Here is a 25,619-nt window from a genome sequence, read left to right as displayed (position 1 = left end):
CAGAAATCCCCCTCTCCCATGGATACCAATCGCTGCCCATGACCATTTCCAATTCCGTGCCGATCACTCCGGAACTCATTGCCGCGCACGGGCTGAAGCCCGACGAATACCAGCGCATCCTCGATCTGGTCGGGCGCGAGCCGAGTTTTACCGAACTCGGCATCTTCTCGGCGATGTGGAACGAGCACTGCTCCTACAAATCCTCGAAGAAATGGCTGCGCACGCTGCCCACCACCGGGCCGCAGGTCATCCAGGGCCCGGGCGAGAATGCCGGCGTGGTCGACATCGGCGACGGCGATTGCGTGGTCTTCAAGATGGAGAGCCATAACCACCCCTCCTACATCGAACCCTATCAGGGGGCCGCGACCGGCGTCGGCGGCATATTGCGCGACGTCTTCACCATGGGCGCGCGGCCGATCGCGGCGATGAATGCGTTGCGCTTCGGTGCGCCCGACCATCCCAAGACGCGGCATCTGGTCAGCGGCGTGGTGTCCGGCGTGGGCGGCTACGGCAACGCCTTCGGCGTGCCGACGGTCGGCGGCGAGGTCAATTTCGATGCCCGCTACAACGGCAACATCCTGGTCAACGCCTTTGCCGCCGGCCTTGCCAAAACCGATGCGATCTTCCTGTCGGAAGCCAAGGGCGTCGGCCTGCCGGTGGTCTATCTCGGCGCCAAGACCGGCCGCGACGGCGTCGGCGGCGCCACCATGGCTTCGGCCGAGTTCGACGACAAGATCGACGAGAAGCGCCCGACTGTGCAGGTCGGCGATCCCTTCACCGAAAAATGCCTGTTGGAGGCCTGCCTCGAGCTTATGGCGTCCGGTGCGGTCATCGCCATCCAGGACATGGGCGCTGCCGGCCTCACCTGCTCGGCGGTCGAGATGGGCGCCAAGGGCGACCTCGGCATCGAGCTTGACCTCGACCAGGTGCCGGTGCGCGAGGAGCGCATGAGCGCTTATGAGATGATGCTGTCGGAAAGCCAGGAGCGCATGCTGATGGTGCTGCGCCCCGAGAAGGAAAAAGAAGCCGAGGCGATCTTCCACAAATGGGGGCTCGACTTCGCCATTGTCGGCAAGACCACCGACGATCTGCGCTTCCGCGTCATCCACCAGGGCGACGAGGTCGCCAATCTGCCGATCAAGGACCTTGGCGACAAGGCGCCGGAATATGACCGCCCGTGGATCGAGCCGAAGAAGCCGGCGGCTTTGGCGGCTGACGATGCGCCGAAGGCCGATGTCGCCGACGCGCTGCTGAAACTGCTCGGCGGGCCGGACCTGTCCTCGCGCCGCTGGGTGTGGGAACAGTACGACACGCTGATCCAGGGCAATTCGCTGCAGCTGCCGGGCGGCGACGCCGGCGTGGTTCGCGTCGAGGGTCATCCGACCAAGGCGCTCGCCTTCTCCTCCGACGTGACGCCGCGCTATTGCGAGGCCGACCCGTACGAAGGCGGCAAGCAGGCGGTGGCCGAATGCTGGCGCAACCTCACCGCCACCGGCGCGCTGCCGCTGGCGGCGACCGACAACCTCAATTTCGGCAACCCCGAGCGACCCGAGATCATGGGCCAGCTGGTCGGCGCGGTGAAAGGCATTGGCGATGCCTGCAGGGCGCTCGGCTTCCCCATCGTTTCGGGCAATGTCTCGCTCTACAACGAGACCAACGGCCAGGGCATCCTGCCGACTCCGACCATTGGCGGCGTCGGGCTGATTGCCGACTGGTCGAAGATGGCGCGGATCGGCTTTGGCGCTCCAGATCAGGCAATCGTCCTGATCGGCGCGCCTGAAGGCTGGGGAACCCACCTCGGCCAGTCCGCCTACATGCGCGACATCCACGGCCGCACGGACGGCCCGCCGCCGCCGGTCGATCTCGATCACGAAAAGAAGGTTGGCGACTTCGTGCGGGGCCTGATCAATGCGGGAAGAGTCACCGCCTGCCACGATGTGTCGGATGGCGGCCTTGCCGTGGCTCTCGCCGAGATGGCGATGGCATCCGGCATCGCCGCAAGGGTGAACCAGCCGAAGGGCGAGTCTCCAATCGCCGTGTTCTTCGGCGAAGACCAGGGACGCTATCTGGTTACTATGCCGGCGGACAAGGTCAATAGGCTGCTGGAAGAGAGCGCGACGGCTGGTGTTTCCTCGATATGGTTTGGCATGACGCAGACCGGCGCCATCCTTGAGCTGGGTGAGGCAGGCGAGATTCTGATCGAAGATCTGAAGAGAGCCCATGAAGGCTGGTTCCCACGCTTCATGGATCAAGCCATTTGACGAAGCTGGCTGCCCGGACGCTGATCGCTGTCGTCTTCTGGCCGTCGCTGTTCTTCTTCTGGTTTCTCGGCCCGTTTGTCTTTTTCCTGCTGTCGACGACCTCGAGCGAGCTCTGTCCGCTGCTGGAAAGGCGTGAGCAGTTCCTTGAGGCAGCCAACGGCACGCTGGCGATGCTGGTTCTGCAGAACCTCCTGTATGCGGTTCCGATCATCTGCCTGGTGCTTTGGATCCGGCTTTTGCCGGAGCCGGCGCGAGCAAGGCATGTCATCACCTGCATCAAGCTTTTTGTTGCTGCCGCGATCATAGGGGCGCTGTGGGAATATGGCTCGTCGCTGGTTTGCGACGGCTACGGCCAGGCGTTTTTCTCCCCGCTCTGGCAGATGACCAGCTATCTCCCCATCGTCAACCTGGTGATCAACATTCCGCTCTATGTGCTGGTCTTCAGCCTTGGCCGGGGGTTCTCGACCCGCGATGACATTACCGAGGATGGTGTGGTCCACCCGCGGCAGGATGGGCCTTAGAGCAATTGCAGGAAAAGTGTGAGCGGTTTTCCGTCCGGAATTGCGTCAAAACAAAGAGATAGAGCGGTTCGCCGTTTCCATGAAACGGTGAAACGCTCTAGACACTGCGTCACCGACAGAACGGCTTCAACCCGAACCAGAAAGGCTTTAGGCTTGCCCCCGAGTCACCTCGTAGAAGCTGCCTAGCCGCCCAGAACAGGATCTTGCCATGGCAATGGATGCCCACGACATCGAAAAACTGATCAAGGACGGCATTCCGGACGCCAAGGTGACGATCCGCGACCTCGCCGGCGATGGCGACCACTATGCGGCCGAAGTGGTGGCCGAGAGTTTTCGGGGAAAAAGCCGCGTCCAGCAGCACCAGATGGTCTATGACGCGCTGAAGGGCAATATGGGCGGCGTGCTGCATGCGCTGGCGCTGCAGACCAGCGTGCCGGACTGAAGGTTCACTGTTTCGCCGACACTGGTGCGATCGGCTTCGCTGACACCGACGTGATCGGCTTCGCCGACACTGGCGTGATCGGCTTCGCCGACACTGAGATGATCGGCCCTGCCGGGTATTTTCCGCCGACGATCATCCTCTCGCCGTCCGATAGCGCCGACACCGCGCCGTCGAGGAACAGCGCGTTGCGGCAGCCAAGCGCGTCACGGAACAGCCGCGCGAAGCTGCCGAAACTGACCTCCGAGCGCGAGATCGCCAGGACAACCGTGTTTTCGTCGCGCACGCCGACGCCATTGCGGATGTAGCGGGAGGTGCCATTCGGCTCGAACCTTGGGTGAATCTGGCCGTCGATAACCAGCATCGGGCCTGATTGCGTGGCGAAGGCGACATCGGGCTTCGTCGCGGCATAGGCGCTGCTTTCCATGACCGCGGCCCTGCCGTCCTTGCCGACCAGGAAGACGCCCTTGGGCTTCAGGAAGAAATTGCCTTCGCCGTCGGCATTGTTGAGCGGGGACTTTTCGCCGCCATCCTCCATCAGCAGTCCGACCGGCGACAAGTCCTCGTGATACATGCCGCCATTCATGGCGAGCAGCACCGGCCTGCCCTCGCCGGCCATTGCTTTGTCGAAGGCCTCCAGCGAGCCGAAGGCCTTGCCGTCGGCGCCGGCGTGAGAGACAGCAAGGTCATAAGTTCGCAGGTCGACCGTGCACACGACATAGGTCAGCGCCTCGAAGGCGACATTCCGGCAAGGGGCCGGCACTTCTCCGCCGATCACCAAAGGTGGCGGCGCGGGGCGTCTCGGCCACAAGACAGTGGCAGTCGCCGCCACCAGGATGGCGATCAGAAGGGCGGCGCCATATCGTCTTTTCATCATGTCCCGGAGGCTGCAATCGGCTCGGATGCTTGGCCCAAGACAGGCGATCCTTTGCGCCATTTCCGCGGCAGCGGCGCAAACATCTTGTTTCGGCCCATCTATGGGTTTATTTGATGGCTATGCTTCGAGCCTGACTCCCACAGGCGTGAAAGGATATTCCATGAGCGGCATCAACGACTACATCGACAGCGAAGTGAAGGGCAACGACGTTGTCCTTTTCATGAAGGGCACGCCCGGTTTTCCGCAGTGTGGCTTTTCCGGCCAGGTGGTGCAGATTCTCGATTACCTCGGCGCCGACTACAAGGGCGTCGACGTGCTGACCTCGGCCGAACTGCGCCAGGGCATCAAGGAATACTCGAACTGGCCGACGATCCCGCAGCTCTACGTCAAGGGCGAATTCGTCGGCGGCTGCGACATCATCCGCGAAATGTTCCAGGCGGGCGAACTACAGACGTTCCTCGTCGAAAAGGGCGTCAGCGTCAAAGCCACCGCCTGATTCTGGCTTAGCTCGGGCAGCTCCGCCCCGGCAAATGTTACCTCCCTATCGGGGTGAGGACGAACCGATGCGCCGGCATGCCGGCGCATATTCGTTTTGAAGATCGGACCCGCCGTGGACCAGCAGTCACAAGCGCCGCAACAGGCAAGCAAATTGCCTATTCCGCGCTGGGAATTCATCGCGCTGTGCGCGGCGCTGATGGCGCTGAACTCGCTGGCCATCGATATCATGCTGCCGGCGCTGCAGCAGATCGGCGCCACGCTCGGCGTCGAGAATGAAAACCACCGGCAGTATGTCATCACCGCCTATATCCTGGGCTTCGGCGGCGGACAGCTTTTCTTCGGCCCGATCTCGGACCGGTTCGGGCGCCGCGCGCCGCTGGTCGTCGGGCTGGCGATTTACGTCGTGGCGGCGGCGGCTGCCGCCATCGCCCCGTCATTCGCTATCCTGCTCATGTGCCGGCTGGTGCAAGGCATCGGTGCGGCGGCCACGCGCGTCATCGCCGTCTCGATCGTGCGCGACACGTTCGACGGCCGGCGCATGGCCGAGGTGATGTCGCTGATCTTCATGGTGTTCATGGCCATCCCGGTGATCGCGCCGGGGATCGGCCAGTTCATCATGCTGTTCGCAAGCTGGCACTGGATCTTCGTCACCATGGCGGTCGGAGCGCTGATCGTGTCGGCCTGGTCGCTGCTGCGGCTGCCGGAAACGCTGCATCCGGAATATCGCCGGCCGTTGACCGTTTCCTCCGTCGTCGGCGGTTTCCGCATCGTGCTCACCAACCGCATCGCGCTTTGCTACGCCTTTGCCAGCACCTTCATTTTCGCCGCCATGTTCGGCTTCATTGCCTCGGCACAGCAGATCTATGTCGACATTTTCCATGTCGGCGAGATGTTTCCGGTCATCTTCGCAGGTGTCGCCGGCGTTCTTGCTTTTTCGAATTACCTCAACTCGCGCCTGGTCGGCCGCATCGGCATGCGCCGCCTGTCACAGAGCGCACTGCTGCTGTTCCTGGTGATCAGCCTTGCCTGGCTCACCGTTTCGCTTGAAATGAAGATGCCGCTCTGGCTGTTCATCACCTTCTTCGCCAGCGCGATGATCCCGTTCGGCGCGCTCGGCGCCAATTTCAACGCGCTCGCCATGGAGCCGCTCGGCCAACTGGCCGGCACGGCGTCGTCGATCCTGGGCTTCATGCAGACGTTTCTCGGCGGCATTCTCGGCACGCTGATCGGCCAGGCCTTCAACGGCACGGTGACGCCGCTGGCCGCCGGCTTCTGCAGCGTCTCGGTCGCAGCGCTGCTGATGATCCTGATCGCCGAGCGCGGCAGGATGTTCCAGCCGCACAACCCACCCATTTCAGGGCACGTCACCGACCTGCATTGAGCGGCTGTTCTACGCTTCGAGTTTTGTTTGTCTCAAAACCGCAGCCACCTTTAAGCGACGCGCTTCAGGATGCGCCTCCAATCACGGCCGTGAAACGAGGGAACAGCGGGCGCCCTGCGATGGCGCCACCCATGCTGTCCGAAAGAGGCATCGGCAGAGCCTTGTCGAGAGCTTCGAGCACGGATGACACAAAGACCCGGTTGAGCGAGGCATCATCCCCCATATGGGAGAAAGTGGCGCGCGGTTTGCCCATCAGCGTGCCGTTTTTGCGAATTGAGAAACTCAGCGTCAGGGTCATGCCAGCACTTCCAGGCGGCGGCTGCCAACAGGCAAAGATCGCGGAAAACATCTCGTCTATGCTATCGACGGGATCGCGACTACCGCACGCGCGTTCCTGCGATCTTGCCTCGGTGGCGCCGGCGGCGGCCAAGGCAAGTGCAAGCGCAGTTGCAACAAGCGCGGACCGACTGTTCATCCCGAATCTCCGATTTCGCACAATCGACAAAGCAAATGCGATGAAGCCAACCGCCAGTTCCCAATATCGGAACCAGTTTTTGCTTGGTTGATCTTCGGCTCGGAAAAAATCCTGGTCAAGGGAGAAGACCGGTCCCGGTATTGCCGATTATTGCGCCCAGAGTTCCCTGCGCAACTCCTGCCAGCTTTCGCGGTCGGGCGCGACAAGAATGCCGCCATCGACGTGCGACGGCAAATAGGCGCTGCCGTCGATGCGAGCGGTGTAGCCACCGGCCTCGGCATGGATCAGCACGCCGACCAGATGGTCCCACGGCATCAGCTTGTTGTAGACGACGAAATGCGCATGGCCGCTCGCCAGCAGCCGGTATTCATGCGCCGCGCACCGATAGCCGAACTGCGACAGCGTCTTGGTCTGGTTGCGGGCCAGAAGCGAGCGCTGCGGTTCCGCCAGATATTGCCAGGACACCGAACCCGTCATTTGCGAGATCGGCACGGCATTTGCGACATGTACCTTCTCCAGCGCGCCATGCGCGTGGCGGATGTGGCTGCCGGCGCCCTTGGCGCCGATCAGCCAGTCCTTGCCGACAGGATCATGGATGATGCCGGCCACTGTCTCGCCCTTGATCACGACGCTTAGCATGACGCCGAACAGCGGCACGCCGGAGGCGAAGTTGAAGGTGCCGTCGACGGGGTCGACGACGAAGGCGAGATCGGCATCGCCGAGCCCCTGGAGCAGCGCCGGATTGTCGGAGCAGGCCTCCTCACCGACGATCATCGCCTGGGGGTAGCGCTCGAGCAGTCTTGCCGTAATCAGCCGCTCGGCATTGAGGTCGGCCTCGGTCACCAGATCGGCCGCCGAGGTCTTCTGGCGGACATCGCCCTCGCCCAGCCGGCGAAAGCGCGGCATGATTTCGGCCCTGGCTGCATCAGCGAGAAGCTCGGCCAGCCAGTCGATCGCACGGTCGTCAAATGTCATCGGAAATGTCTTGTCCTGCGCTGAGGCTGCCGTTGAGGGCAGCGAAATCGAACAGTTTGCGGTCAAGCAGATGCGACGGTCTGGTGTTGGACAGCGCGCGCAGCATCGTGTCCTTTCGGCCCGGCATGCGCTTTTCCATGTCGTCCAGCATCGCCTTCGTGGCGTTGCGCTGCAGGCCTTCCTGGCTGCCACAGAGATCGCAGGGAATGATCGGAAATTTCATCGCGGCGGCGAATTTTTCCAGGTCCGCCTCGGCGCAGTAGCTCAGCGGCCTCAGCACCATGACGTCGCCGTCGTCATTCAGCAGTTTTGGCGGCATGGCGGCGAGACGGCCGCCATGGAACAGGTTCATGAAGAAGGTTTCGAGGATATCCTCGCGATGGTGGCCGAGCACCAGCGCCGAACAGCCCTCTTCGCGCGCGATGCGGTAGAGGTGGCCGCGCCGCAGCCGCGAGCACAGCGAACAATAGGTGCTGCCCTGAGGCAATTTGTCGGTGACCACCGAATAGGTGTCCTGGTACTCGATGCGATGGGCAATGCCATGCGCATTGAGGTAATCGGGCAAAATGTGCTTCGGGAAATTCGGCTGGCCCTGGTCGAGATTGCAGGCCAGAAGGTCGACCGGCAGCAGCCCGCGCCATTTGAGATCAAGCAACACGGCGAGCAGGCCGTAGGAATCCTTGCCGCCGGATAGCGCCACCAGCCAGCGATCGCCGGGCCTGACCATGGCGAAATCCTCGATCGCCTGGCGGGTCAGCCGCAACAGCCGCTTGCGCAGCTTGTTGAATTCGACCGAGGACGGCACGTCGGCAAATAGCGGATGGAAGCCGCCTTCGGCGTCGGCAGCCGGTTCAAGCAGATCGGCGTTTGGCAGCATGTTCATGGCGCGTCGGCCCAAATCCTGTTGCGCCCGCATTAGCGCATTGGCCGCAAAATCGCAAAGCGCGATGCCCAAAGAAAAGGCCGCCTCGATGGGCGGCCTTTGATGTCTGAAGGAAAGAAGCCGATCAGCGCGAATAGAATTCGACGACCAGGTTCGGTTCCATCTGCACGGCGAACGGAACGTCAGCCAGGCCGGGGATGCGCGAGAAGGTCGCGACCATCTTGTTGTGATCGGCTTCGATGTAGTCCGGCACGTCGCGTTCGGCGAGGCCGACCGATTCCAGAACGATGACCAGCTGCTTCGACTTTTCGCGCACTTCGACGACGTCGCCCGGCTTGCAGCGGTACGAGCCGATGTTGACGCGCTTGCCGTTGACGTTGACGTGGCCGTGGTTGACGAACTGGCGGGCGGCGAAGATGGTCGGCACGAACTTGGCGCGGTAGACGACCGCATCCAGGCGCGACTCGAGCAGGCCGATCAGGTTCTCCGAGGTGTCGCCCTTGCGGCGGTCGGCCTCTTCATAGACCTTGCGGAACTGCTTTTCGGAGACGTCACCGTAGTGACCCTTCAGCTTCTGCTTGGCGCGCAGCTGCAGGCCGAAATCGGAAAGCTTGCCCTTGCGGCGCTGGCCGTGCTGGCCGGGGCCGTATTCACGCTTGTTGACCGGGGACTTCGGGCGGCCCCAGATGTTTTCGCCGAGACGGCGGTCGATCTTGTACTTCGCGGATTCGCGCTTGCTCATCGCATTCCCTTTCAAAACAAACCACCCGGAACCTCATGGTCCGGGTGAAGGAAACGCGCCCTCCTCTGGCCTCCGTTTTCGAGACCTGACAGGGTTTTCCACGCAATGCGATGGAAAACCCACGGGACACGTCAGTTTAACAAGACCAAGGAAACGATAAACCTGTTTTCCCTGGGTTCTTGCCATGCAAAAGAAACCACCGGGCATTGCGGCCCGGTGTTGGTGGGCTCGTTAAACGGAGATTTAACCGGTGTCAAGCTCGCTGCTGGCGGCGGCTGCGGCAACCAGATAGCATTTCCGACGTTAAGTGCGGTGCCGGATGTGGCGGGGTCGTTACCGACGGCATTAGGAAGGGACTGGAGCCAGAGGAGCCAAAAGTCGTATGAAAAAATTCTTCCTTTCGTTGGTAAGTGCAGCCGTCCTGGCAGGATCGATGTCGATTGCCGTCCCCGAGCCGGCGATGGCCAGGCATTGGCACGGTCACAAACATCACCAGGTCTGCCGCATCGTGGTGAAGAAGAAGGTTGTCTGGCGGCACGGCCACAAGAAGGTCATCCGCTACAAGGTGAAGCGCTGCTGGTGGCGCTGGTAGTTTCGGCTTCGGCCTGAACTGAAGAGCCCGCGGTCTCGGCCGCGGGCTTTTTGTTTGGATTGGTTCGGGGCTCAGTCAGCCGATTTCTTCTGAGGCAGGCCCTTGCGCTTGGTCTCGGCGAATTCCTCAAGCTGCTTTTCGCTCATCGATTCATACATTTCGCGTGCAGCGCCTATGAGTTCGCCTTTCTTGGTTTCGCCGCGTTTGGCCGAAAGCGCGGCGCCGGCGGCCTTTTGCTGCGCTTGTGATTTTGCAGGCATGTCGGTTCCTCCTTTGCTGCCAGAAGTAGAAACGTTGCGCTTCGGTGACGGTTCCAGCTCCGGCGGTGACATCCCGGCCAGCATCCGTGTCTGCCTATGGCCGGCCAGGCTGCAGGCAAATCGGCCTTCCCGTGTCCGGAACGCCAGTGTAGGACGGCGCCATGAAAACGTTGACCGATCCCCCGCAGGCACTCGCTGACGGCCTCGCAAAAATCCGTACCGAGTTCCATGTGCCGGACGGGTTTCCGCCCAACGTCACGGCCCTGGCGCAGACGGCGGCCAAGCGGGTGCCCAGCCAGCATGCCGACCGAACGGCGATGCCTTTCGTGACACTCGACCCGGCGACCTCCACCGATCTTGATCAGGCGTTTTCGATCGAGGCGAGCGGCAGCGACCTTCTGTTGCACTATGCCATTGCCGACGTGGCCTGGTTCGTCGAGGACGGCGACGCGGTGGACCTTGAAGCCTGGGCGCGCGGCGAGACCCTGTATTTGCCGGACGGCAAGGCCGGGCTCTATCCCCCGGTGCTTGCCGAGGGGGCCGCCAGCCTGTTGCCCAGCGGACCGCGCGCCGCTGTTATCTTCACGGTTCGGATCGCTGCGGACGGCGCGGTAAAGCTGGATGGCGCCGAACGCGCAATCATTAAAAGCCGCGCCAAGCTCGCCTATGACAGCGTACAAACCTCCGACGTTCCGGCGGGCTTCTCGGAAATTGCGCGACGCATGGCGGCAGCCGAAGAGCGTCGCGGCGCTTCCCGCGTCGACCCGCCCGAACAAGAGGTGGAACAGCTCGCCGATGGCACATTCCAGCTTGCGTTCAGACCACTTCTGCAATCTGAGCAAGACAACGCCGCCCTTTCGCTGGCCGCCAACATGGCGATTGCCGACGCCATGCTGGCGCACCGGACCGGGCTGTTCCGGGTGATGGCGCCACCGGATGCTGACAAGGTGCAAAGGCTGCGCAACGCCGCACAGGCTCTCGGCCTGTCCTGGCCGGCTTCGACCAGTCTGCGCGACTATCAGCGAACTCTCGACTCCGGCAACAGGCAACAGGCAGCGCTGATGCTGGAAATTCGCCGTGCCGGTTCCGGCGCATCCTACCAACCCTATGAGGACGGCGTAGTGCCGTGGCACGAGGCGATGGCTGCGACCTATGCCCACGCCACCGCGCCGCTGAGGCGGCTGGCCGATCGTTACGTCGTGCGCTGCGCGCTGGCAATCGCCAACGGCCAGCCGGTGCCCCAGGCCGTTACCGATGCGTTCGCCAGATTGCCCAGGGTGATGGGGCGCGCGGATGCCCGCGCCTCGCAGATCAACCACGCGGCCATCGATCTTGCCGAGGCGGTGATGCTTAGGGGACGCGAGGGTGAAACGTTCAAGGCCGTCGTCACCGACGTCGTCGACCAGCGCATGCGCGTCCAGCTCTCGGACATGCCTGTCGTTGCCAATGTGAAGGCCTCCGGGTTCGGCCAAGGTGACGGGCTGACGCTAAGGCTGGTTTCGGCCGATCCGGATCAGCGCAGCGTCGTCTTCCAACCTGCCTAGCCTGTCTGAGCGACGAACGTCCGCAAGCCATAGAATGCCCTAGCGTGCGCTCAACCCAAATCCCTGCATCAGCCGGCTGATGGCGAAATCGGGCTTTCCCGAGGTGAAGACAGCAATGTCGGGATCGCCTTGCTGCAACGGCCCGTCGACAGCCGGCAGCAGCGACAGAGCGCGCCGCGCAATCGCCTCGGCCGGGTCGATCCAGTCGACCGGCCAGGGCGCGGTCTTGCGCATGCGGTTGGCCAGGAACGGATAGTGCGTGCAGGCGAGCACGACGATGTCGGTGCGCAAATCGTCATGCTGGACGAAGCATGGTGCGATCTCGGCGCGCACGGCCTCCTCGTCGACAAAGCCCTCGCGCATGTAGGCCTCGGCCAGTCCGGCCAGATTGTTGCTGCCGACCAGGCGGACGTGGCATTTCTGCGCCCATTTGCCGATCAGGTCGCGCGTGTACTGGCGCTTTACCGTGCCCGGCGTCGCCAGCACCGAGACCAGCCCGGAGCGGGTGCGCTCGGCCGCCGGCTTGATCGCCGGCACCGTGCCGACAAAAGGATGGCCGGGAAATCTGTCACGCAGCGCATCGATCACCAGCGTCGAGGCGGTGTTGCAGGCGATGACCGAAATCGCCGGCTGAAAGCGGTCGAGAAGCGTTGCGAAGAGATCGAGTATATGGGCCTGCAGCGCCGGCTCTTCCCAGGCGCCGTAGGGGAAAGCCGCATCGTCGGCGACGTAGATGAAGCGCCGGTCGGGCATCAGCACGCGCGCTTCGCGCAGCACCGTCAATCCGCCAACGCCGGAATCGAACATCAGGATCGGGCGGTGGCTTGATCGATCGCTCATTGATGTCGGACCATGGAAAGAGGCTGGAGATCAGAAGGGCTGGCCGGTGATGTGGCCGATGCCGTTCTATCCGCAACGATCATGGTCTTGAAGTGGCGAATTCACCCAAGTTTTGCGCAGTGCCAGCGAAGATCGCTTCTCGCGATCGCTCTACAGCCCGCGCTTGCCGAAGCCGGCGGGCTTTGGCCGGCCCATCGGCTGGACAGATGGCATCGGGCGTGTGGCCGGCGCGGCGGCGCGCGCAGGGGATGGCGCAGCGCTAGTGGCCATGCGGCCGCTGGCCGAGGGAACAGCGCCCTCGAAATCGAAAACCGATGTCAGCTCATCGATATTGCTGCCCGCCACCGGCTTTGCCACCAGGATCGTGCACCAAAGGCCAAAGATCGACAGCGCAAGCAGGTTGAGACCGCCCGACGTGCTTTCCGGATTGTTGAAATCTATGACCAGCAGCGTGCCTGCCTGCAGGAACGCATAGATGGCGCAGAACACGATGTAGGACCACAGGATCCAGCCCTTGCCGTTGGCGTCGCGGCTGCGCCGCCAGGCGATGTTGCCGCGCATGACCACGGCCAGCAGCGAAACGACGAGCACTGCTCCGGCCATCCCTTGCCGCGACGGACCAGGCGCGGAGTTGACGAAGCCCTCAAAGCCCATCGTGCCTACAATACACACCAATGCAGCCATCGCCTCGAGGAAAGCCACCCCGAGGGAGTAGAAGAAGAAGCGCATGCGGCCGATATTGGACGTGAACATTTGCCACCCCATCGTTCTGACAACAATGGATTAGAAGCACATAAAATTCGGTTACTTCAGCCGTTCGAAGCTTACTGATCTTAACTTTCTTGATCTGTCTTCCGGTTTCGCGCGGCGGCCGGAAGCCGCCTCGGATCGTCTCCGGGCGAGCCGTCTCCGCGTGGCATGGCCGGCGAAAATCGGTCGAGCGACGAGATGATGCCGCGCAGCACCTTGAGCTCCGGCTCGGCAAAACCGGCGCGCGTCAGGACGGCGCGCAGATTGTCGACCATCTTGGGTTTCTTCGGCGCCGGGCGGAAATAGCCACGCGCTTCGAGCGCGCCTTCGAGGTAGGCGAACAGGCCGTGCAGCTCTTCCTTGCTCGCCGGCTTCATTTCGGGACTGGAGAAATTGGTCGCCGTCTCATCCTCGAGGCCCGACTTCATCCATTCATAGGACATCAACAGCACGGCCTGGGCGATGTTGAGCGACGAAAAGCCGGGATCGACCGGAAAGGTAACGATTTCGTCGGCCAGCCCGACCTCGTCATTATAGAGCCCAAAGCGCTCGCGGCCGAACAGGATGCCGGTGCGCTGGCCTGTTGCCTGACGCGCCCGCAGCGCCCTGCCCGCCTCGACCGGCCCGCGCACGGCTTTGAAGCCGTCACGTTCTCGCGCCGTGGTGGCGAAGACGAAATTGAGGTCGGCCATCGCCGAAGCCAGGTCGCCAAACACGGTGACGGCATCGATGACATGGTCGGCGCGGCTGGCGGCGGCGCGCGCCTTCTCGCTCGGCCAGCCGTCGCGCGGATTGACGAGCCTGAGTTCGGACAGGCCGAAATTGGCCATGGCGCGCGCAACCATGCCGATATTCTCGCCGAGTTGCGGCTCGACCAGAATGATCGCCGGGCCGGCGGCGGACGTATTTTCAGGAGGTTGCGCGGCGGACATGATCTCAATGAACTGCTGTTTGCGGCATTTTCAGCGTTCCCTGCCACATTCGGCCGTCAAAATGAAGCTTCCACAAAATGGCGGGTCGCCAAGCGACCTCGGCTTTCGACGTGGATCGGCGTTTGCGCGGCCAAATAGGCTTTGATATACGCTCCGCATCCCCGGCCGAAAGCCATGCGGGCAAGGCCGTTCCGTTCCCCAAAAGCGAGGCATTCTTTCCATGGCGAAGATCAAGGTGGCGAACCCGGTCGTCGAACTCGACGGCGACGAGATGACCCGCATCATCTGGCAGTTCATCAAGGACAAGCTGATCCACCCTTATCTCGACCTGAAGCTTGAATATTACGACCTCGGCGTCGAACACCGCGACGCCACCAACGACCAGGTGACCATCGATTCGGCCAACGCCATCAAGAAATGGGGCGTCGGCGTCAAATGCGCGACGATCACCCCCGACGAGCAGCGCGTCGAGGAATTCAAGCTGAAGAAGATGTGGAAGTCGCCGAACGGCACCATCCGCAACATCCTCGGCGGCACCATCTTCCGCGAGCCGATCATCATGAAGAACGTGCCGCGGCTGGTTCCGGGCTGGACCAAGCCGATCATCGTCGGCCGTCATGCCTTCGGCGACCAGTACCGCGCCACCGATTTCCGCTTCCCCGGCAAGGGCAAGCTGACGATCAAGTTCGTCGGCGAGGACGGCAAGGTGATCGAGCATGACGTGTACGACGCGCCCGGCGCCGGTGTTGCCATGGCCATGTACAATCTCGACGATTCGATCCGCGAATTCGCGCGCGCCTCGCTGAATTACGGCCTGCTGCGTAATTATCCGGTCTACCTCTCGACCAAGAACACCATCCTCAAAGCCTATGACGGCCGCTTCAAGGACATTTTCCAGGAAGTCTACGAGCAGGAATTCGAAGCCGAGTTCAAGGCCAAGAAGCTGTGGTACGAGCACCGCCTGATCGACGACATGGTGGCCTCCGCCCTGAAATGGTCCGGCGGCTATGTCTGGGCCTGTAAGAACTATGATGGCGACGTGCAATCGGACACGGTGGCGCAAGGCTTTGGCTCGCTCGGCCTGATGACCTCGGTGCTGATGACGCCGGACGGCAAGACGGTGGAAGCCGAAGCCGCGCACGGCACCGTGACGCGCCACTACCGCCAGCACCAGAAGGGCGAGGAAACCTCGACCAATTCGATCGCGTCGATCTTCGCCTGGACGCGCGGGCTCGCGCACCGCGCCAAGCTCGACGACAATGCCGAATTGAAGCGCTTTGCCGACACGCTGGAAAAGGTCTGCATCCAGACGGTCGAAAGCGGCTTCATGACCAAGGATCTGTCGCTGTTGATCGGCCCCGACCAGCCCTGGCTGTCGACCACCGGTTTCCTCGACAAGATCGACGAGAACCTCCAGAAGGCGATGGCATAAGCGACAACGAAGGCTCCGAGAGGAGCCTTCGTTTTTTGGGCGAGAATGCGAGCAGCAGCGAAGGCTGATCGATGACCAAGCCGATCCTCTACGGCGCTGATTACAGCGTCTACGTCCGCATCGCGCGGCTGACGCTCGCCGAAAAAGGCGTCGGCTATGAGTTGGTGCCTCTCGACATCTTCGCGGCCGAGGGCATTCCGACCTGGTATCTGGAGCGTCACCCGTTCGGCCGCATTCCGGCCTTCGAGCATGACGGCTTTCGCCTGTTCGAGACCAGCGCAATCGCCCGCTATGTCGATGAGGCGTTCGACGGTCCGGCGCTGCAGCCGACAGACCCGCGCGGCCGAGCAACGATGAACCAGATCATCGGCATGCTCGACGCCTATGGCTACAGGTCGATGGTCTGGGATGTCGCCGTCGAGCGGCTTGAGAAGGAAGCACCCGACGAGGCGCTGATCGCCAACGGACTGCACCAGGCCGAAACGGTGCTCAGGGTACTGACCGCCCTCAAAGCGCCCGGGCCGTGGCTGCTCGGCGATCAGCTGACGCTGGCCGACCTGCATGCGGCATCCATCATCGCTTATTTCCTCAAGGTCCCCGAGGGGCAAAAGCTGCTTGCTGACTTCGCCGCTATCCAGGCCTGGTGGGACGGCATCGCGAAACGTCCGAGCCTGGCGGCGGGCTGACATGAGGTTGGGGGCGCCCATGGCTGACCTTTCTCGCCAGAACGCGCTCACCATCGCCAGAATAGTCAGGGTCAATCACGCCGGTGAATTCGGCGCGATCCGGATCTATTCGGCCCAGATTCTGGTCGCCAGGCGGTTTTGGCCGGATTGCGTGCCCTCCCTGTCGGAGATGCTTGGGCACGAGCGCATTCATTGCGCCGCCTTCCGCGCAGCCATGCCGGTGCGGCAGTCGCGACCGTGCCGGGTGATGCAGTTCTGGAGCTGGGGCGGTTGGCTCCTGGGTTTTGTCACTGCCCTGCTCGGCCCGCGAGGCATCTGGGCTTGCACGGCAGCTGTCGAAGCGGCGGTGCATCGCCACCTCGACGACCAGCTTTTCTTTCTGGCCAACCGCGACCGCGACCTGCACGGCATCATCCTGGCTATCCGCGAGGAAGAACTTGCCCATCTCCATCACGCCGAAGAGCAGCTGAAATCGCCCGGCCCGGCGCTGAACGTTTTGCGCTCGCTGATTTCGGTCGCCACCGACGTGCTGATCTGGCTGTCCACCTGGGGTGATTCCAGCAGAATGACGCGCGCGCTGAAGGCCGCGAAGCAGAGCTAAGGTTTAAAGGGCGATTGCCGGCCTTGTGACCATCAGCCAGAGAATGGCTAGCACGGCAGCGAAAGCCGGGAAGCCGAGCGCAAACCAGATGCGAAACAGGCGCTTTTCCTCTGGCGGCAGCGGCGCGTTTTCGCTGGCCGCCTTTCGCGCCAGGTTGCGGATCCGGATCTGAATCCAGACCACCGGCAGCCAGAACAGGCCGGTCACGACATAAAGCAGCAGGGACAGCACGATCCAACCTTCGGACAGCGGCCAGCCGATTGCTTGCGCCAAAAGCACGCCGGTGATGGGCTGGACGATGACGGCGGTCGCCGTGAAAATCGTGTCGGCGATAACCACCGTGCCGGCGACATGGGCGACGAGTTCGGCGCGGCCGGTGCGCTGCGCCATCAGCATGAAGAAGGCGATGCCGGCGCCTGTGCCGAACAACACCGTGGCGCCGATGATGTGCAGCCAGCGCAGGAGGTCGACCCAGGGGCTCATCGCTCGTCCAATATCGCGAGGGCCACCAGGGCAAGGCACAGTGCGGGAACAGCCTTGACCATCGCCCCCAGCGGATCGAGCCACAGATCGGGCGCAAGTGCGGTTGCTGCGCCAAGATAGGCCAAGGTGATGGCAATCATCCCCAGCAGCGCAAGGCGCGCCAAGGACCGAACGAGAACTGCGGCGCCGACAGCGATGTCGGCGACGCTTCCAGCCAGCACCATTCCGAGTGCGAGCGTGGGCGACAGACCATGCGAGACCAGAATGCCGGCAGCCGCATCCTGCCTGATAAAGCCAACAATGCCGGAGACCAGCCAGAACAGCGAGAGGACACCGAATACGGCCGGTTTCAGCAGCCAGAGGCGCGCGAACCAGCGCTCTTGGACGTGAGCCGGCATAGCGGCCAGCGTCGCCTCCAGCGGCTGCAGTTTTTGATCCGAAATCTCGTTCCAGGATTTGGCATTGCCCGTCACGCCGCGCGCCAAGGCGGCAAGGGCGGCGCTGCGCAGAGGCGATCGCCAGCCAAGCAGGCCGAGGCCATCGGCAACAACAGCCGCGATCCCACCGAGAAAGGCCGGCATCGGCACAATGCGGGCCGGCGGCAGGCCAAGCCATGCGCGGAAGGCAATTAGAACATCGGCGAGCGAGCGGGGCTCGGCTTCGACGAGGTCGACGGAAAGGCGCGGCGGCAGGGATCCGGTGACTGCACGCGATACGGCTTCGGCAACCTCGGTCACCGCCACGGTCTGGATTGGCTGGCGCGCCATGACAGCAGGAATGAAACCGGGAAAGGCCGCAAGCGCACGCAGCAGCGCCGTGCCGCCATAGGCGACGGGCGCGATCACCAGGCCCGGACGCAGTATGGTCCATTCGAGCGAGGAGTTCGCGACAGCCTTGTCGCCTTCACCCTTGGTGCTGAAGAAAGCATCCGGCGAGGCGGGATCGGCACCGATGGCGGAGATCTGCACGAAACGGCTGACACCGGCCTGTTCGCAGGCGGCAACCAGCGCCACGACCGCGCCGCGGTGGATGGCGTCAAGGCGGTCGCGCGGGCCGTCCTGCAAGGCGCCTGCGGCATTGATGACCGCATCCATGCCGGCGACCAGCGGCAGCCAGTCTTCAGCGGCAAGCAGCCGCGCCATGTCGGCCGCGATCCAGCGCACCGCCGGCCAGCGCCGTTCGGCGTCCCTGATATCGCGACCCAGGCCGGTGACCTGATGCCCGTCGCCAAGCAGGCGCTCGACGACGGCTTCGCCGATCAGTCCATAGCCGCCGAGGACGAGCACCTTCTTGGCAGGACGATCGGGCATGAGATGGCTATCAGGCTGCCTCCAGCGCCGCCCTGACCGCGGCGATCGCATCATTGGCCTTCGAGGCATCCGGACCGCCGGCCTGAGCCATATCAGGCCGCCCGCCGCCGCCCTGCCCGCCCAAGGCGGCCGAAGCGACGCGCACCAGATCAACGGCGCTGAAGCGGCCGACGAGGTCGTCGGTGACGGCGACCACGACGCTTGCCTTGTTGTCCTCGCCGGCGCCGACAAAGACGACGACGCCCGAGCCGAGCGAGGTTTTCCCCGCATCGGCCAGTGGCTTCAAATCCTTCGGCGACACGCCGGAAACGGCTTTGCCTAGAAAGCCTACGCCAGCGACGATTTCGTTGGCAGCCGGGGCATCAGCAGGCGAACCGCCGCCCAGCGCCAGTTTCTTGCGCGCCTCGCTCAGTTCCTTTTCGAGCTTCTTGCGCTCCTCGAGCAGCGTCTCGACACGCGCCGGCACATCGGCCGGCGAAATCTTCAGCACGGCTGCCGTCGCTTTCAGACGCCTGTCCTGCTCGTCGAGATGTTTGCGCGCGGCTTCCCCGGTCAGCGCCTCGATGCGGCGCACGCCGGCGGCGACCGCGCTGTCGGAGACGACACGGACCAGACCGATATCGCCGGTCGCCCGGACATGGGTGCCGCCGCAGAGTTCGACCGAATAGGGCCGGTTGGCCTTGGCGCCATGCAGGCCGGTGCCCATCGACACGACGCGCACCTCGTCACCATATTTCTCGCCGAACAGCGCCATGGCGCCCTCGGCGATGGCGTCGTCGACCGACATCAGGCGCGTCGTCACCGGGCTGTTCTGGACGACGATTTCGTTGGCCATGCGCTCGACCTCTTCGAGGTCTTCCGCCGAGATCGGCTTGTTGTGCGAGATATCGAAGCGCAGCCGCTCGGGCGCTACCAGCGAGCCCTTCTGCGCGACATGGGTGCCCAGCACCTCGCGCAGCGCCTCGTGGATCAGATGCGTCGCGGAGTGGTTGGCGCGCAACCGGGTGCGGCGCGCATGGTCGACCTTGAGCTCGACCGCGGCACCCGTCTTGACCGTGCCGCTCACCACCTTGCCCAGATGCACGAACAGCCCGTCGGCCTTCTTCTGCGTGTCGGTGATCTCGATCGAAAAACCTTCGCCGGAGATGATGCCGGTGTCGCCCATCTGGCCGCCGGACTCGCCATAGAACGGCGTCTGGTTGACGACCACCGCCACCGCATCGCCCTTTCCGGCGCTGTCGACGGTCTTGCCGTCCTTGACCAGCGCCTGGACGAGGCCTTCCGCAGCTTCAGTCTCGTAGCCGAGGAATTCGGTGGCGCCCGCCTGCTCGCGCACCGAAAACCAGATGGTCTCGGTGGCCGCATCGCCGGAACCAGCCCAGTGCTTGCGCGCCTCCGCCTTCTGCTGCTCCATCGCATGGGTGAAGCCGGCAAGGTCGACCGAGATGCTGCGCTGGCGCAGCGCATCCTGCGTCAAATCGAGCGGGAAGCCGTAGGTGTCGTAGAGCTTGAAGGCGGTCTCGCCATCCAGCATGTCACCGGCATGCAGCGTTTCGGTCGCTTCCGAGAGCAGGCCGAGGCCGCGCACCAGCGTCTTGCGGAAGCGGGTCTCCTCGAGCTTCAGCGTCTCGGTGATCAGCTGTTCGCCGCGCAGCAGTTCGGGATAGGCCTGGCCCATCTCGCGCACCAGCGCCGGCACCAGCTTCCACATCAACGGTTCCTTGGCGCCGAGCAGCTGCGCATGGCGCATGGCGCGGCGCATGATGCGGCGCAGCACATAGCCGCGGCCTTCATTCGACGGGAGCACGCCGTCGGCGACCAGGAAGGAGGACGAGCGCAGGTGGTCGGCAATGACGCGGAAGGACGCTACCGTCTCCTTGTCTGGCCCCTGCCCGAGCGCGGATGACGCGGCATCGATCAGATGCCGGAACAGATCTGTTTCAAAGACGCTTTCCACGCCTTGCAGAATGGAGGCCATGCGCTCCAGGCCCATGCCGGTGTCGATCGACGGCCGCGGCAGGTCGATGCGTTCTTCCTTGGTGACCTGCTCATACTGCATGAACACCAGGTTCCAGAATTCGAGGAAGCGATCACCATCCTCTTCCGGGCTGCCGGGAGGGCCGCCCCAGATGTGCTCGCCGCGGTCGATGAAAATCTCCGAGCAAGGACCGCATGGCCCGGTGTCGCCCATCGCCCAGAAATTGTCGGACGTCGGGATGCGGATGATGCGGTCATCCGAGAAGCCGGCGATCTTCTTCCAAAAGCCGGCCGCCTCGTCATCGGTGTGATAGACGGTGACCAAGAGCTTGTCCTTGTTCAGCCCGAACTCCTTGGTGATCAGGTTCCAGGCAAGCTCGATGGCGCGCTCCTTGAAATAGTCGCCAAAGGAGAAGTTGCCGAGCATTTCGAAGAAGGTCAGATGGCGGGCGGTGTAGCCGACATTGTCGAGGTCGTTGTGCTTGCCGCCGGCGCGCACGCTCTTCTGCGCGGTCGTGGCGCGCGAATAGGGCCGCTTCTCCAGGCCGGTGAAGACGTTCTTGAACTGCACCATGCCGGCATTGGTGAACATCAATGTCGGGTCGTTACGCGGCACCAGCGGGCTTGAGGCGACGACCTCGTGGCCTTCCTTGCGGAAATAGTCGAGAAATGTCGACCGGATGTCGTTCACGCCACTCATGACTGCTGCCTTTTCGCGAAAACCGCCGGCACGGCCGGCGGAAACTGGTCTCTGCTTTTAGAAGATCGACTTGGCCTTTTAGCGGGCAGGCTTCACCCTGTCCAGAAACACGGAATTGGGCCAATCCTGCAGCTGCCAGGCCGGCTCCACGCCTGCCCAAAAACGAAAACCGCCGGCGCGAAGGCCGGCGGTTTGGAACGCGATACTAAGGAACTCTGTTACTTAAGCATCAGATAATGGACCGGATTTATGGCCGAACTCTGGCAGCTGCCTTACATGGCGCCGGATTCTTCCTCGAAGCCGTCGTCTTCGCCGCGCTCGGGGCCGCCATTCTCGAGGAACTTTTCTGCAATCAGCCCGGCATTCTGCCTGAGCGCCAGTTCGATCTCGCGCGCCGTGTCGGGATTGTCGCGCAGAAACAGTTTGGCGTTCTCGCGGCCCTGGCCGAGGCGCTGCGAATTATAGGAGAACCAGGCGCCTGACTTCTCGACCACGCCGGCCTTGACGCCGAGGTCGACCAATTCGCCAGTCTTGGACACGCCTTCGCCATACATGATGTCGAACTCGACCACCTTGAAGGGCGGCGCCAGCTTGTTCTTGACCACCTTGACGCGGGTCTGGTTGCCGACGACCTCGTCGCGGTCCTTGACCGAGCCGATGCGGCGGATGTCGAGACGCACCGAAGCGTAGAATTTCAGCGCGTTGCCGCCGGTGGTGGTTTCTGGCGAACCGAACATGACGCCGATCTTCATGCGGATCTGGTTGATGAAGATGACCATGGTGTTGGAGCGCGAGATCGAGGCGGTCAGCTTGCGCAGCGCCTGGCTCATCAGACGCGCCTGCAGGCCGGGGAGCGAATCGCCCATTTCGCCCTCGATTTCAGCGCGCGGCGTCAGTGCCGCAACCGAATCGACCACCAGCACGTCGATGGCGCCAGAACGCACCAGCGTGTCGCAGATCTCCAGCGCCTGCTCGCCGGTGTCGGGCTGCGAGATCAGCAGATTTTCGAGATCGACGCCGAGCTTGCGGGCATAGACCGGGTCGAGCGCGTGCTCGGCATCGACGAAGGCGCAGATGCCGCCCTTCTTCTGGGCTTCGGCAACCGTGTGCAGCGCCAGCGTCGTCTTGCCCGAGCTTTCCGGCCCATAGATCTCGACGATGCGGCCGCGCGGCAGGCCGCCGACGCCAAGCGCGATGTCGAGGCCAAGCGATCCGGTCGGCACGGTTTCGATCTCGACGACCTGCTCATTGGCACCCAGCCGCATGATCGAGCCCTTGCCGAAGGCGCGCTCGATTTGCGACAGCGCCGCGTCCAGAGCCTTTGATTTGTCCACCGCTTTGTCCTCTACAAGCCGCAAAGAATTCTGAGCCATGATACATCACCCCTTGGTCGTCAATGAAGGCCGGACAATCCGTAATCCCTGCCCAGTTTGTACCTTTTTTGTTCTCGTTTGGCAAGAGGGGTCAAATATCTGAAAAACAATCTTTATCCTGATTTGTTCTTTTTTTGTCTCGTGGTTTGGTTTTCGGATGTATCCCCTTCGAGCATGTAAATAAAATTCTACAATAGAATCAAAGCGGTGGCTTTTGCCGCCTGCCGTCTTGCAGCGGCACTGATTCGTTATCGGAAGGACTTCCCGATGACCGACCGTATTGAAGCTCCTGCTACCCGCACGGCTTCTGCGGCGGGAGGTTTACCTCCTGCCGATTGTACAGCCTCGGAGGCGACTATGGCTTGGCAGCGATCTTTGCAAGAGAGATCAGAAGGCCTTCCATCTTCGTCGCCAGCAATTCGATATTATGGTCGATTGCGGATAGCGATACGGCAATGTGCTCAAGCGCTTCGACCTGTCGCTCTTCCATGGAAAGTTTGAACCCGAGTTCAATAGTTGGCACGAACGGTCTAGTGACCCCTTTCGGCCCGGTTTCCTTCATTTGAATGGTCATAGATATCCTCCGGTAATTTAACCGCAGTACCCTACTCTGAGTCGCCACTTTCCCCGAACCGTGCTTTCATGCACCGGTGTTTGGAGGGGGAATATGGAAAAGAATTTTACTTTCCGGTTTTACGAACTGAGCAAGAATTCAAAAGCAACGCCGGATTTGCTTGATGTTATCCGAAAAATCTCACTGATCCCGAGTGCTAAGGGTCGCGAGAAGCAGTTGGCGCAAGATTTTGTCGTTCGCCTTGAAACGCTTGAGGACGACAGCGCTGACGCCATCGTCGGGGAGTTGACGCGGTGCCAAGGAACAAATCTTCCATCTGAGATTGATGGCGATAAGCGAAAGGCTCTGACGGCCAAATCACTCGGTCACGGGATTGTATTTCGGCTGAATCACAAAAAAGGCTTCTTGGGCATCCAATATGACCAGCGAATTCTGACGCCGGGACGTTTGCTGGAGTACGTCGCCTCTTTCAATGCCAACGCCATCTACTCGATTGCGCCGATAATCGACAAAAAGAAACTGGGATCGCTTCAACGCCGGCCAAACCCGCAAACTGGCGATACGGATAGCAAACCCTGAGAACATGGCGGAGTTAGAGGGCGCGGCCAACAAATCAGCCAGCGCTGGCATCAAGGCTATGGGTGAAGCGTACGGCGCCCCATCTATATACGTAGAGATATCAATGGGGCATCATGGCGGCTTCCTGTCTGCCGCCGTGAACGGGCTTGCAAAACAGCTTGCAGAGATGAACGTTCCTGGTTTCAGGTTGGACAAATTGCAGGCGACAACAGTCGTCAACGATGAATCGGAGCCCATCGATTTGATTGAGGAGCGCGTTGTGGCGAAGGACAGCCTTAACATTGACGACCGCGACCCCGAGAAAATCTATTCGGTGAAGAAGAAATATCTTGTCGATGAGATGAAGAAGTTAGTCGGATGAACTATTATGTCGAAAAGTACGGGCCGATAGCATCAGCGGCGGTTACGGGGTTATCCCTTTGGTATTTCAAAGGGAACCTCATGAACGCCTCTTCGACTGCCGAGGTTGATTTTGCAAACTTATACTCGTCCGTATTCGACTGGTCGTCGATACAGACGGGGTTTATTTTTGGAATATTCGGGTTCGTTGGTGGAAAATCGACTTCGTTTATATCGAAGATCCAAGACACCCAAGCCATGAAGCTATTTTTAGGGTACACTAAAGCGGCAATGTTTCTTGGCTTCCTTGTTACGTTTATATCGATCCCACTTATCGTTGCTGGGTTCAAGATGCATACGTCATCGCTTACGTTTCTAATATTTTGTGGTTGGTGCTCTATATCGATCTGGGCTTTTTTTGCGTTCGCCCGAGTGGCTTACATATTCGGATTGTTAATTCGCCCCAAGGACAACGAGAGGCTCCCGGCATGACCAAGTCAACCGAAGCGCGCTTCGACCATTTGCTAAAGGCAATGGCTACCAAGCCCGCGCTCACCGTTCCGGGCGCGGGAACGATCTCAGCAAGAGGTCAATCATCAAGTGGGGTTCCCGACGAAGGTTCTGGCGGTACTCGAACTCCCAAAGGTAAGTCTGCAACCACTTCTTCGAAACCGAAACGTAAGTCCCCGCCATCGAACGCCTGACGTGCGACCAGAAAGCTTCGATATTGTTGGTGTGGACCTGACCGCGCACGTACTCGCCAGCGCTGTGGTTGACGGTGCCGTGCATGTAGCCGTTTTCCGTCAATTCGCCATATGAAAGCAACTCGTCGGTTGCGACACGCGAACCCTGCTTAACCCACCTGAAAATGGCGGGCATGATGTGGCGAGCCTTGCGGCTTGGGATGACCTGAGTAACCACATCGCCGCCACGTTCGATAGCACCGAAGATAATGGCCTTGTCGTCTTCGCCGCGCTTGTCGACGCCGCCAAAATACATCTCGTCGGCTTCAACGATGCCGCCGTCCTTACCGCCAAGGGGGTTGTCGCCATCGACATAGCCCATGTACTGGCGAATGAGGTTGCACATGCGCCAAGCGGTCTTGTAGGTCACGCCAATGGTGCGCTGGACTTCCTTCGCGGACACGCCGTTACGGGAAGCGCAGAACATGAACATGACGGTAAACCAGTCGCGCAATGAGGTGCGCGTGGCTTCGAACGGTGTGCCAGCGGTCGGATAGACCTGCGCACCACAGAAGTCGCACTCATAGCAGCGGCGAGCCTTAACGCGATGGAACTTGGCGACGCGGTGGCACTTGGCGCATTCGTGACGTTCGCCGTACCGTGTCACCATGAGGTGCTCAAGGCAGGCGTCCTCAGTCGTGAAGCGCTCTTGGAACTGGCGAAGGGTAGGGAGTTTCGTGCTCATGCATGATTATATAGCACTCCCTTTTACATGTTTCAAGGGGATACATCCGTTGGTTTTCGGACGCTTTCCGCATTGGGCCAGACGGTCCGGCGGTTTGGCTCCGCCCGAATCGCTGGCTTGCCTGCGAAGCTCCGCCGCACAGCGTAGCGCTTGTGCGGCTCAAATAA

The 25,619-nt window shown here is 61.9% G+C and carries 27 protein-coding genes; 12 read left to right on the top strand and 15 right to left on the bottom strand.

Going from position 1 to position 25,619, the window contains the following annotated elements:
• The first annotated feature begins 38 nt into the window (after nucleotides 1-38).
• The 3 genes from purL to AC1DYC_RS04685 all read left to right on the top strand — a co-directional run bounded on the left by purL (nucleotide 39) and on the right by AC1DYC_RS04685 (nucleotide 3,224).
• Entirely contained in the window at nucleotides 39-2,261 is a 2,223-nt protein-coding gene (gene purL / locus AC1DYC_RS04695; RefSeq protein ID WP_477404364.1) for a phosphoribosylformylglycinamidine synthase subunit PurL, read from the top strand.
• Nucleotides 2,258-2,782, top strand: coding sequence for a hypothetical protein (locus AC1DYC_RS04690; protein WP_477404362.1), 525 nt, complete (start codon nucleotides 2,258-2,260; stop codon nucleotides 2,780-2,782). Before purL ends, AC1DYC_RS04690 begins: the two co-directional genes overlap by 4 nt.
• A 208-nt stretch (nucleotides 2,783-2,990) precedes the next feature.
• The gene (locus AC1DYC_RS04685) at nucleotides 2,991-3,224 is read left to right on the top strand and encodes a BolA/IbaG family iron-sulfur metabolism protein (RefSeq protein ID WP_010909092.1); all 234 of its coding nucleotides are present in this window, start codon (nucleotides 2,991-2,993) and stop codon (nucleotides 3,222-3,224) included.
• 4 nt (nucleotides 3,225-3,228) lie between these two features.
• Here the strand turns inward: AC1DYC_RS04685 and AC1DYC_RS04680 are convergent, their stop codons facing one another.
• Entirely contained in the window at nucleotides 3,229-4,098 is an 870-nt protein-coding gene (locus AC1DYC_RS04680; RefSeq protein WP_477404360.1) for a phosphodiester glycosidase family protein, read from the bottom strand.
• Between the two features lie 160 nt (nucleotides 4,099-4,258).
• Between AC1DYC_RS04680 and grxD the strand changes: the two genes are divergently transcribed.
• Together grxD and AC1DYC_RS04670 are read left to right on the top strand one after the other, a co-directional pair.
• Nucleotides 4,259-4,594 carry a Grx4 family monothiol glutaredoxin gene (grxD, locus tag AC1DYC_RS04675; RefSeq protein ID WP_477284628.1) on the top strand — a complete coding sequence of 112 codons (336 nt, stop codon included), beginning with the start codon at nucleotides 4,259-4,261 and terminating at the stop codon, nucleotides 4,592-4,594.
• A 114-nt stretch (nucleotides 4,595-4,708) separates the two neighbouring features.
• On the top strand, nucleotides 4,709-5,977 hold the full coding sequence (locus AC1DYC_RS04670; protein ID WP_477404358.1) for a multidrug effflux MFS transporter: 1,269 nt from the start codon (nucleotides 4,709-4,711) through the stop codon (nucleotides 5,975-5,977).
• A 64-nt stretch (nucleotides 5,978-6,041) separates the two neighbouring features.
• Here the strand turns inward: AC1DYC_RS04670 and AC1DYC_RS04665 are convergent, their stop codons facing one another.
• From AC1DYC_RS04665 to rpsD, 4 genes are all read right to left on the bottom strand, one after another.
• On the bottom strand, nucleotides 6,042-6,452 hold the full coding sequence (locus AC1DYC_RS04665) for a hypothetical protein (protein WP_477404356.1): 411 nt from the start codon (nucleotides 6,450-6,452) through the stop codon (nucleotides 6,042-6,044).
• 147 nt (nucleotides 6,453-6,599) lie between these two features.
• A complete protein-coding gene (locus tag AC1DYC_RS04660) occupies nucleotides 6,600-7,427 on the bottom strand; it encodes an inositol monophosphatase family protein (protein WP_477404354.1) in 828 nt (275 codons plus the stop codon).
• Nucleotides 7,417-8,310: a tRNA 2-thiocytidine(32) synthetase TtcA gene (gene ttcA, locus AC1DYC_RS04655; protein WP_477404352.1), complete on the bottom strand. Its 894-nt coding sequence runs from the start codon at nucleotides 8,308-8,310 to the stop codon at nucleotides 7,417-7,419. The genes AC1DYC_RS04660 and ttcA overlap by 11 nt, the downstream gene beginning before the upstream one ends.
• A gap of 124 nt (nucleotides 8,311-8,434) precedes the next feature.
• The gene (rpsD, locus tag AC1DYC_RS04650; RefSeq protein ID WP_013895883.1) at nucleotides 8,435-9,052 is read right to left on the bottom strand and encodes a 30S ribosomal protein S4; all 618 of its coding nucleotides are present in this window, start codon (nucleotides 9,050-9,052) and stop codon (nucleotides 8,435-8,437) included.
• Nucleotides 9,053-9,485: 433 nt separating this feature from the next.
• Here rpsD and AC1DYC_RS04645 point away from each other — a divergent pair, with 433 nt between their 5' ends.
• Entirely contained in the window at nucleotides 9,486-9,644 is a 159-nt protein-coding gene (locus AC1DYC_RS04645; RefSeq protein ID WP_477284636.1) for a hypothetical protein, read from the top strand.
• A gap of 71 nt (nucleotides 9,645-9,715) precedes the next feature.
• Here AC1DYC_RS04645 and AC1DYC_RS04640 read toward each other — a convergent pair whose 3' ends face one another.
• A complete protein-coding gene (locus tag AC1DYC_RS04640) occupies nucleotides 9,716-9,904 on the bottom strand; it encodes a DUF3008 family protein (protein ID WP_477284638.1) in 189 nt (62 codons plus the stop codon).
• Nucleotides 9,905-10,065: 161 nt separating this feature from the next.
• Between AC1DYC_RS04640 and AC1DYC_RS04635 the strand changes: the two genes are divergently transcribed.
• On the top strand, nucleotides 10,066-11,448 hold the full coding sequence (locus tag AC1DYC_RS04635) for an RNB domain-containing ribonuclease (RefSeq protein ID WP_477404350.1): 1,383 nt from the start codon (nucleotides 10,066-10,068) through the stop codon (nucleotides 11,446-11,448).
• Between the two features lie 39 nt (nucleotides 11,449-11,487).
• Here the strand turns inward: AC1DYC_RS04635 and murI are convergent, their stop codons facing one another.
• From murI to AC1DYC_RS04620, 3 genes are all read right to left on the bottom strand, one after another.
• Nucleotides 11,488-12,288 carry a glutamate racemase gene (gene murI / locus AC1DYC_RS04630; protein ID WP_477404348.1) on the bottom strand — a complete coding sequence of 267 codons (801 nt, stop codon included), beginning with the start codon at nucleotides 12,286-12,288 and terminating at the stop codon, nucleotides 11,488-11,490.
• A 150-nt stretch (nucleotides 12,289-12,438) separates the two neighbouring features.
• Nucleotides 12,439-13,041 (bottom strand): DUF805 domain-containing protein, encoded by a 603-nt coding sequence (locus AC1DYC_RS04625; protein WP_477404346.1) that lies wholly within the window; start codon nucleotides 13,039-13,041, stop codon nucleotides 12,439-12,441.
• 80 nt (nucleotides 13,042-13,121) lie between these two features.
• Nucleotides 13,122-13,970 (bottom strand): RNA methyltransferase, encoded by an 849-nt coding sequence (locus AC1DYC_RS04620; RefSeq protein WP_477404344.1) that lies wholly within the window; start codon nucleotides 13,968-13,970, stop codon nucleotides 13,122-13,124.
• A 220-nt stretch (nucleotides 13,971-14,190) separates the two neighbouring features.
• Here AC1DYC_RS04620 and AC1DYC_RS04615 point away from each other — a divergent pair, with 220 nt between their 5' ends.
• From AC1DYC_RS04615 to AC1DYC_RS04605, 3 genes are all read left to right on the top strand, one after another.
• On the top strand, nucleotides 14,191-15,402 hold the full coding sequence (locus AC1DYC_RS04615; protein ID WP_477404342.1) for an NADP-dependent isocitrate dehydrogenase: 1,212 nt from the start codon (nucleotides 14,191-14,193) through the stop codon (nucleotides 15,400-15,402).
• 71 nt (nucleotides 15,403-15,473) lie between these two features.
• Nucleotides 15,474-16,088, top strand: coding sequence for a glutathione S-transferase family protein (locus AC1DYC_RS04610; RefSeq protein WP_477404340.1), 615 nt, complete (start codon nucleotides 15,474-15,476; stop codon nucleotides 16,086-16,088).
• 19 nt (nucleotides 16,089-16,107) lie between these two features.
• Complete coding sequence (locus AC1DYC_RS04605; protein WP_477404338.1) at nucleotides 16,108-16,689, top strand: demethoxyubiquinone hydroxylase family protein; 582 nt, start codon at nucleotides 16,108-16,110, stop codon at nucleotides 16,687-16,689.
• A gap of 3 nt (nucleotides 16,690-16,692) precedes the next feature.
• Here the strand turns inward: AC1DYC_RS04605 and AC1DYC_RS04600 are convergent, their stop codons facing one another.
• The 5 genes from AC1DYC_RS04600 to AC1DYC_RS04580 form a co-directional block, all read right to left on the bottom strand.
• Nucleotides 16,693-17,172 carry a DUF2269 family protein gene (locus tag AC1DYC_RS04600; RefSeq protein ID WP_477404336.1) on the bottom strand — a complete coding sequence of 160 codons (480 nt, stop codon included), beginning with the start codon at nucleotides 17,170-17,172 and terminating at the stop codon, nucleotides 16,693-16,695.
• The gene (locus AC1DYC_RS04595; RefSeq protein ID WP_477404334.1) at nucleotides 17,169-18,482 is read right to left on the bottom strand and encodes an SDR family oxidoreductase; all 1,314 of its coding nucleotides are present in this window, start codon (nucleotides 18,480-18,482) and stop codon (nucleotides 17,169-17,171) included. Before AC1DYC_RS04595 ends, AC1DYC_RS04600 begins: the two co-directional genes overlap by 4 nt.
• A 10-nt stretch (nucleotides 18,483-18,492) precedes the next feature.
• Entirely contained in the window at nucleotides 18,493-21,159 is a 2,667-nt protein-coding gene (alaS, locus tag AC1DYC_RS04590) for an alanine--tRNA ligase (protein ID WP_477404332.1), read from the bottom strand.
• A 272-nt stretch (nucleotides 21,160-21,431) separates the two neighbouring features.
• Complete coding sequence (gene recA, locus AC1DYC_RS04585; protein ID WP_112561417.1) at nucleotides 21,432-22,532, bottom strand: recombinase RecA; 1,101 nt, start codon at nucleotides 22,530-22,532, stop codon at nucleotides 21,432-21,434.
• A gap of 355 nt (nucleotides 22,533-22,887) precedes the next feature.
• Entirely contained in the window at nucleotides 22,888-23,106 is a 219-nt protein-coding gene (locus tag AC1DYC_RS04580; RefSeq protein ID WP_477404330.1) for a hypothetical protein, read from the bottom strand.
• A 93-nt stretch (nucleotides 23,107-23,199) separates the two neighbouring features.
• Between AC1DYC_RS04580 and AC1DYC_RS04575 the strand changes: the two genes are divergently transcribed.
• Complete coding sequence (locus AC1DYC_RS04575) at nucleotides 23,200-23,685, top strand: hypothetical protein (RefSeq protein WP_477404328.1); 486 nt, start codon at nucleotides 23,200-23,202, stop codon at nucleotides 23,683-23,685.
• Between the two features lie 4 nt (nucleotides 23,686-23,689).
• Nucleotides 23,690-24,046, top strand: a complete 357-nt coding sequence (locus tag AC1DYC_RS04570) for a hypothetical protein (protein WP_477404326.1) — start codon at nucleotides 23,690-23,692, stop codon at nucleotides 24,044-24,046.
• Nucleotides 24,047-24,576: 530 nt separating this feature from the next.
• Here the strand turns inward: AC1DYC_RS04570 and AC1DYC_RS04565 are convergent.
• On the bottom strand, nucleotides 24,577-25,452 hold the full coding sequence (locus tag AC1DYC_RS04565; RefSeq protein WP_477404324.1) for an IS1595 family transposase: 876 nt from the start codon (nucleotides 25,450-25,452) through the stop codon (nucleotides 24,577-24,579).
• Between the last annotated feature and the right edge of the window lie 167 nt (nucleotides 25,453-25,619).

This window comes from Mesorhizobium sp. P2_E7, from assembly GCF_056403855.1.
Note: the sequence above shows the minus strand (reverse complement) of the source record. Positions and strands in the feature narration are given on the sequence as shown.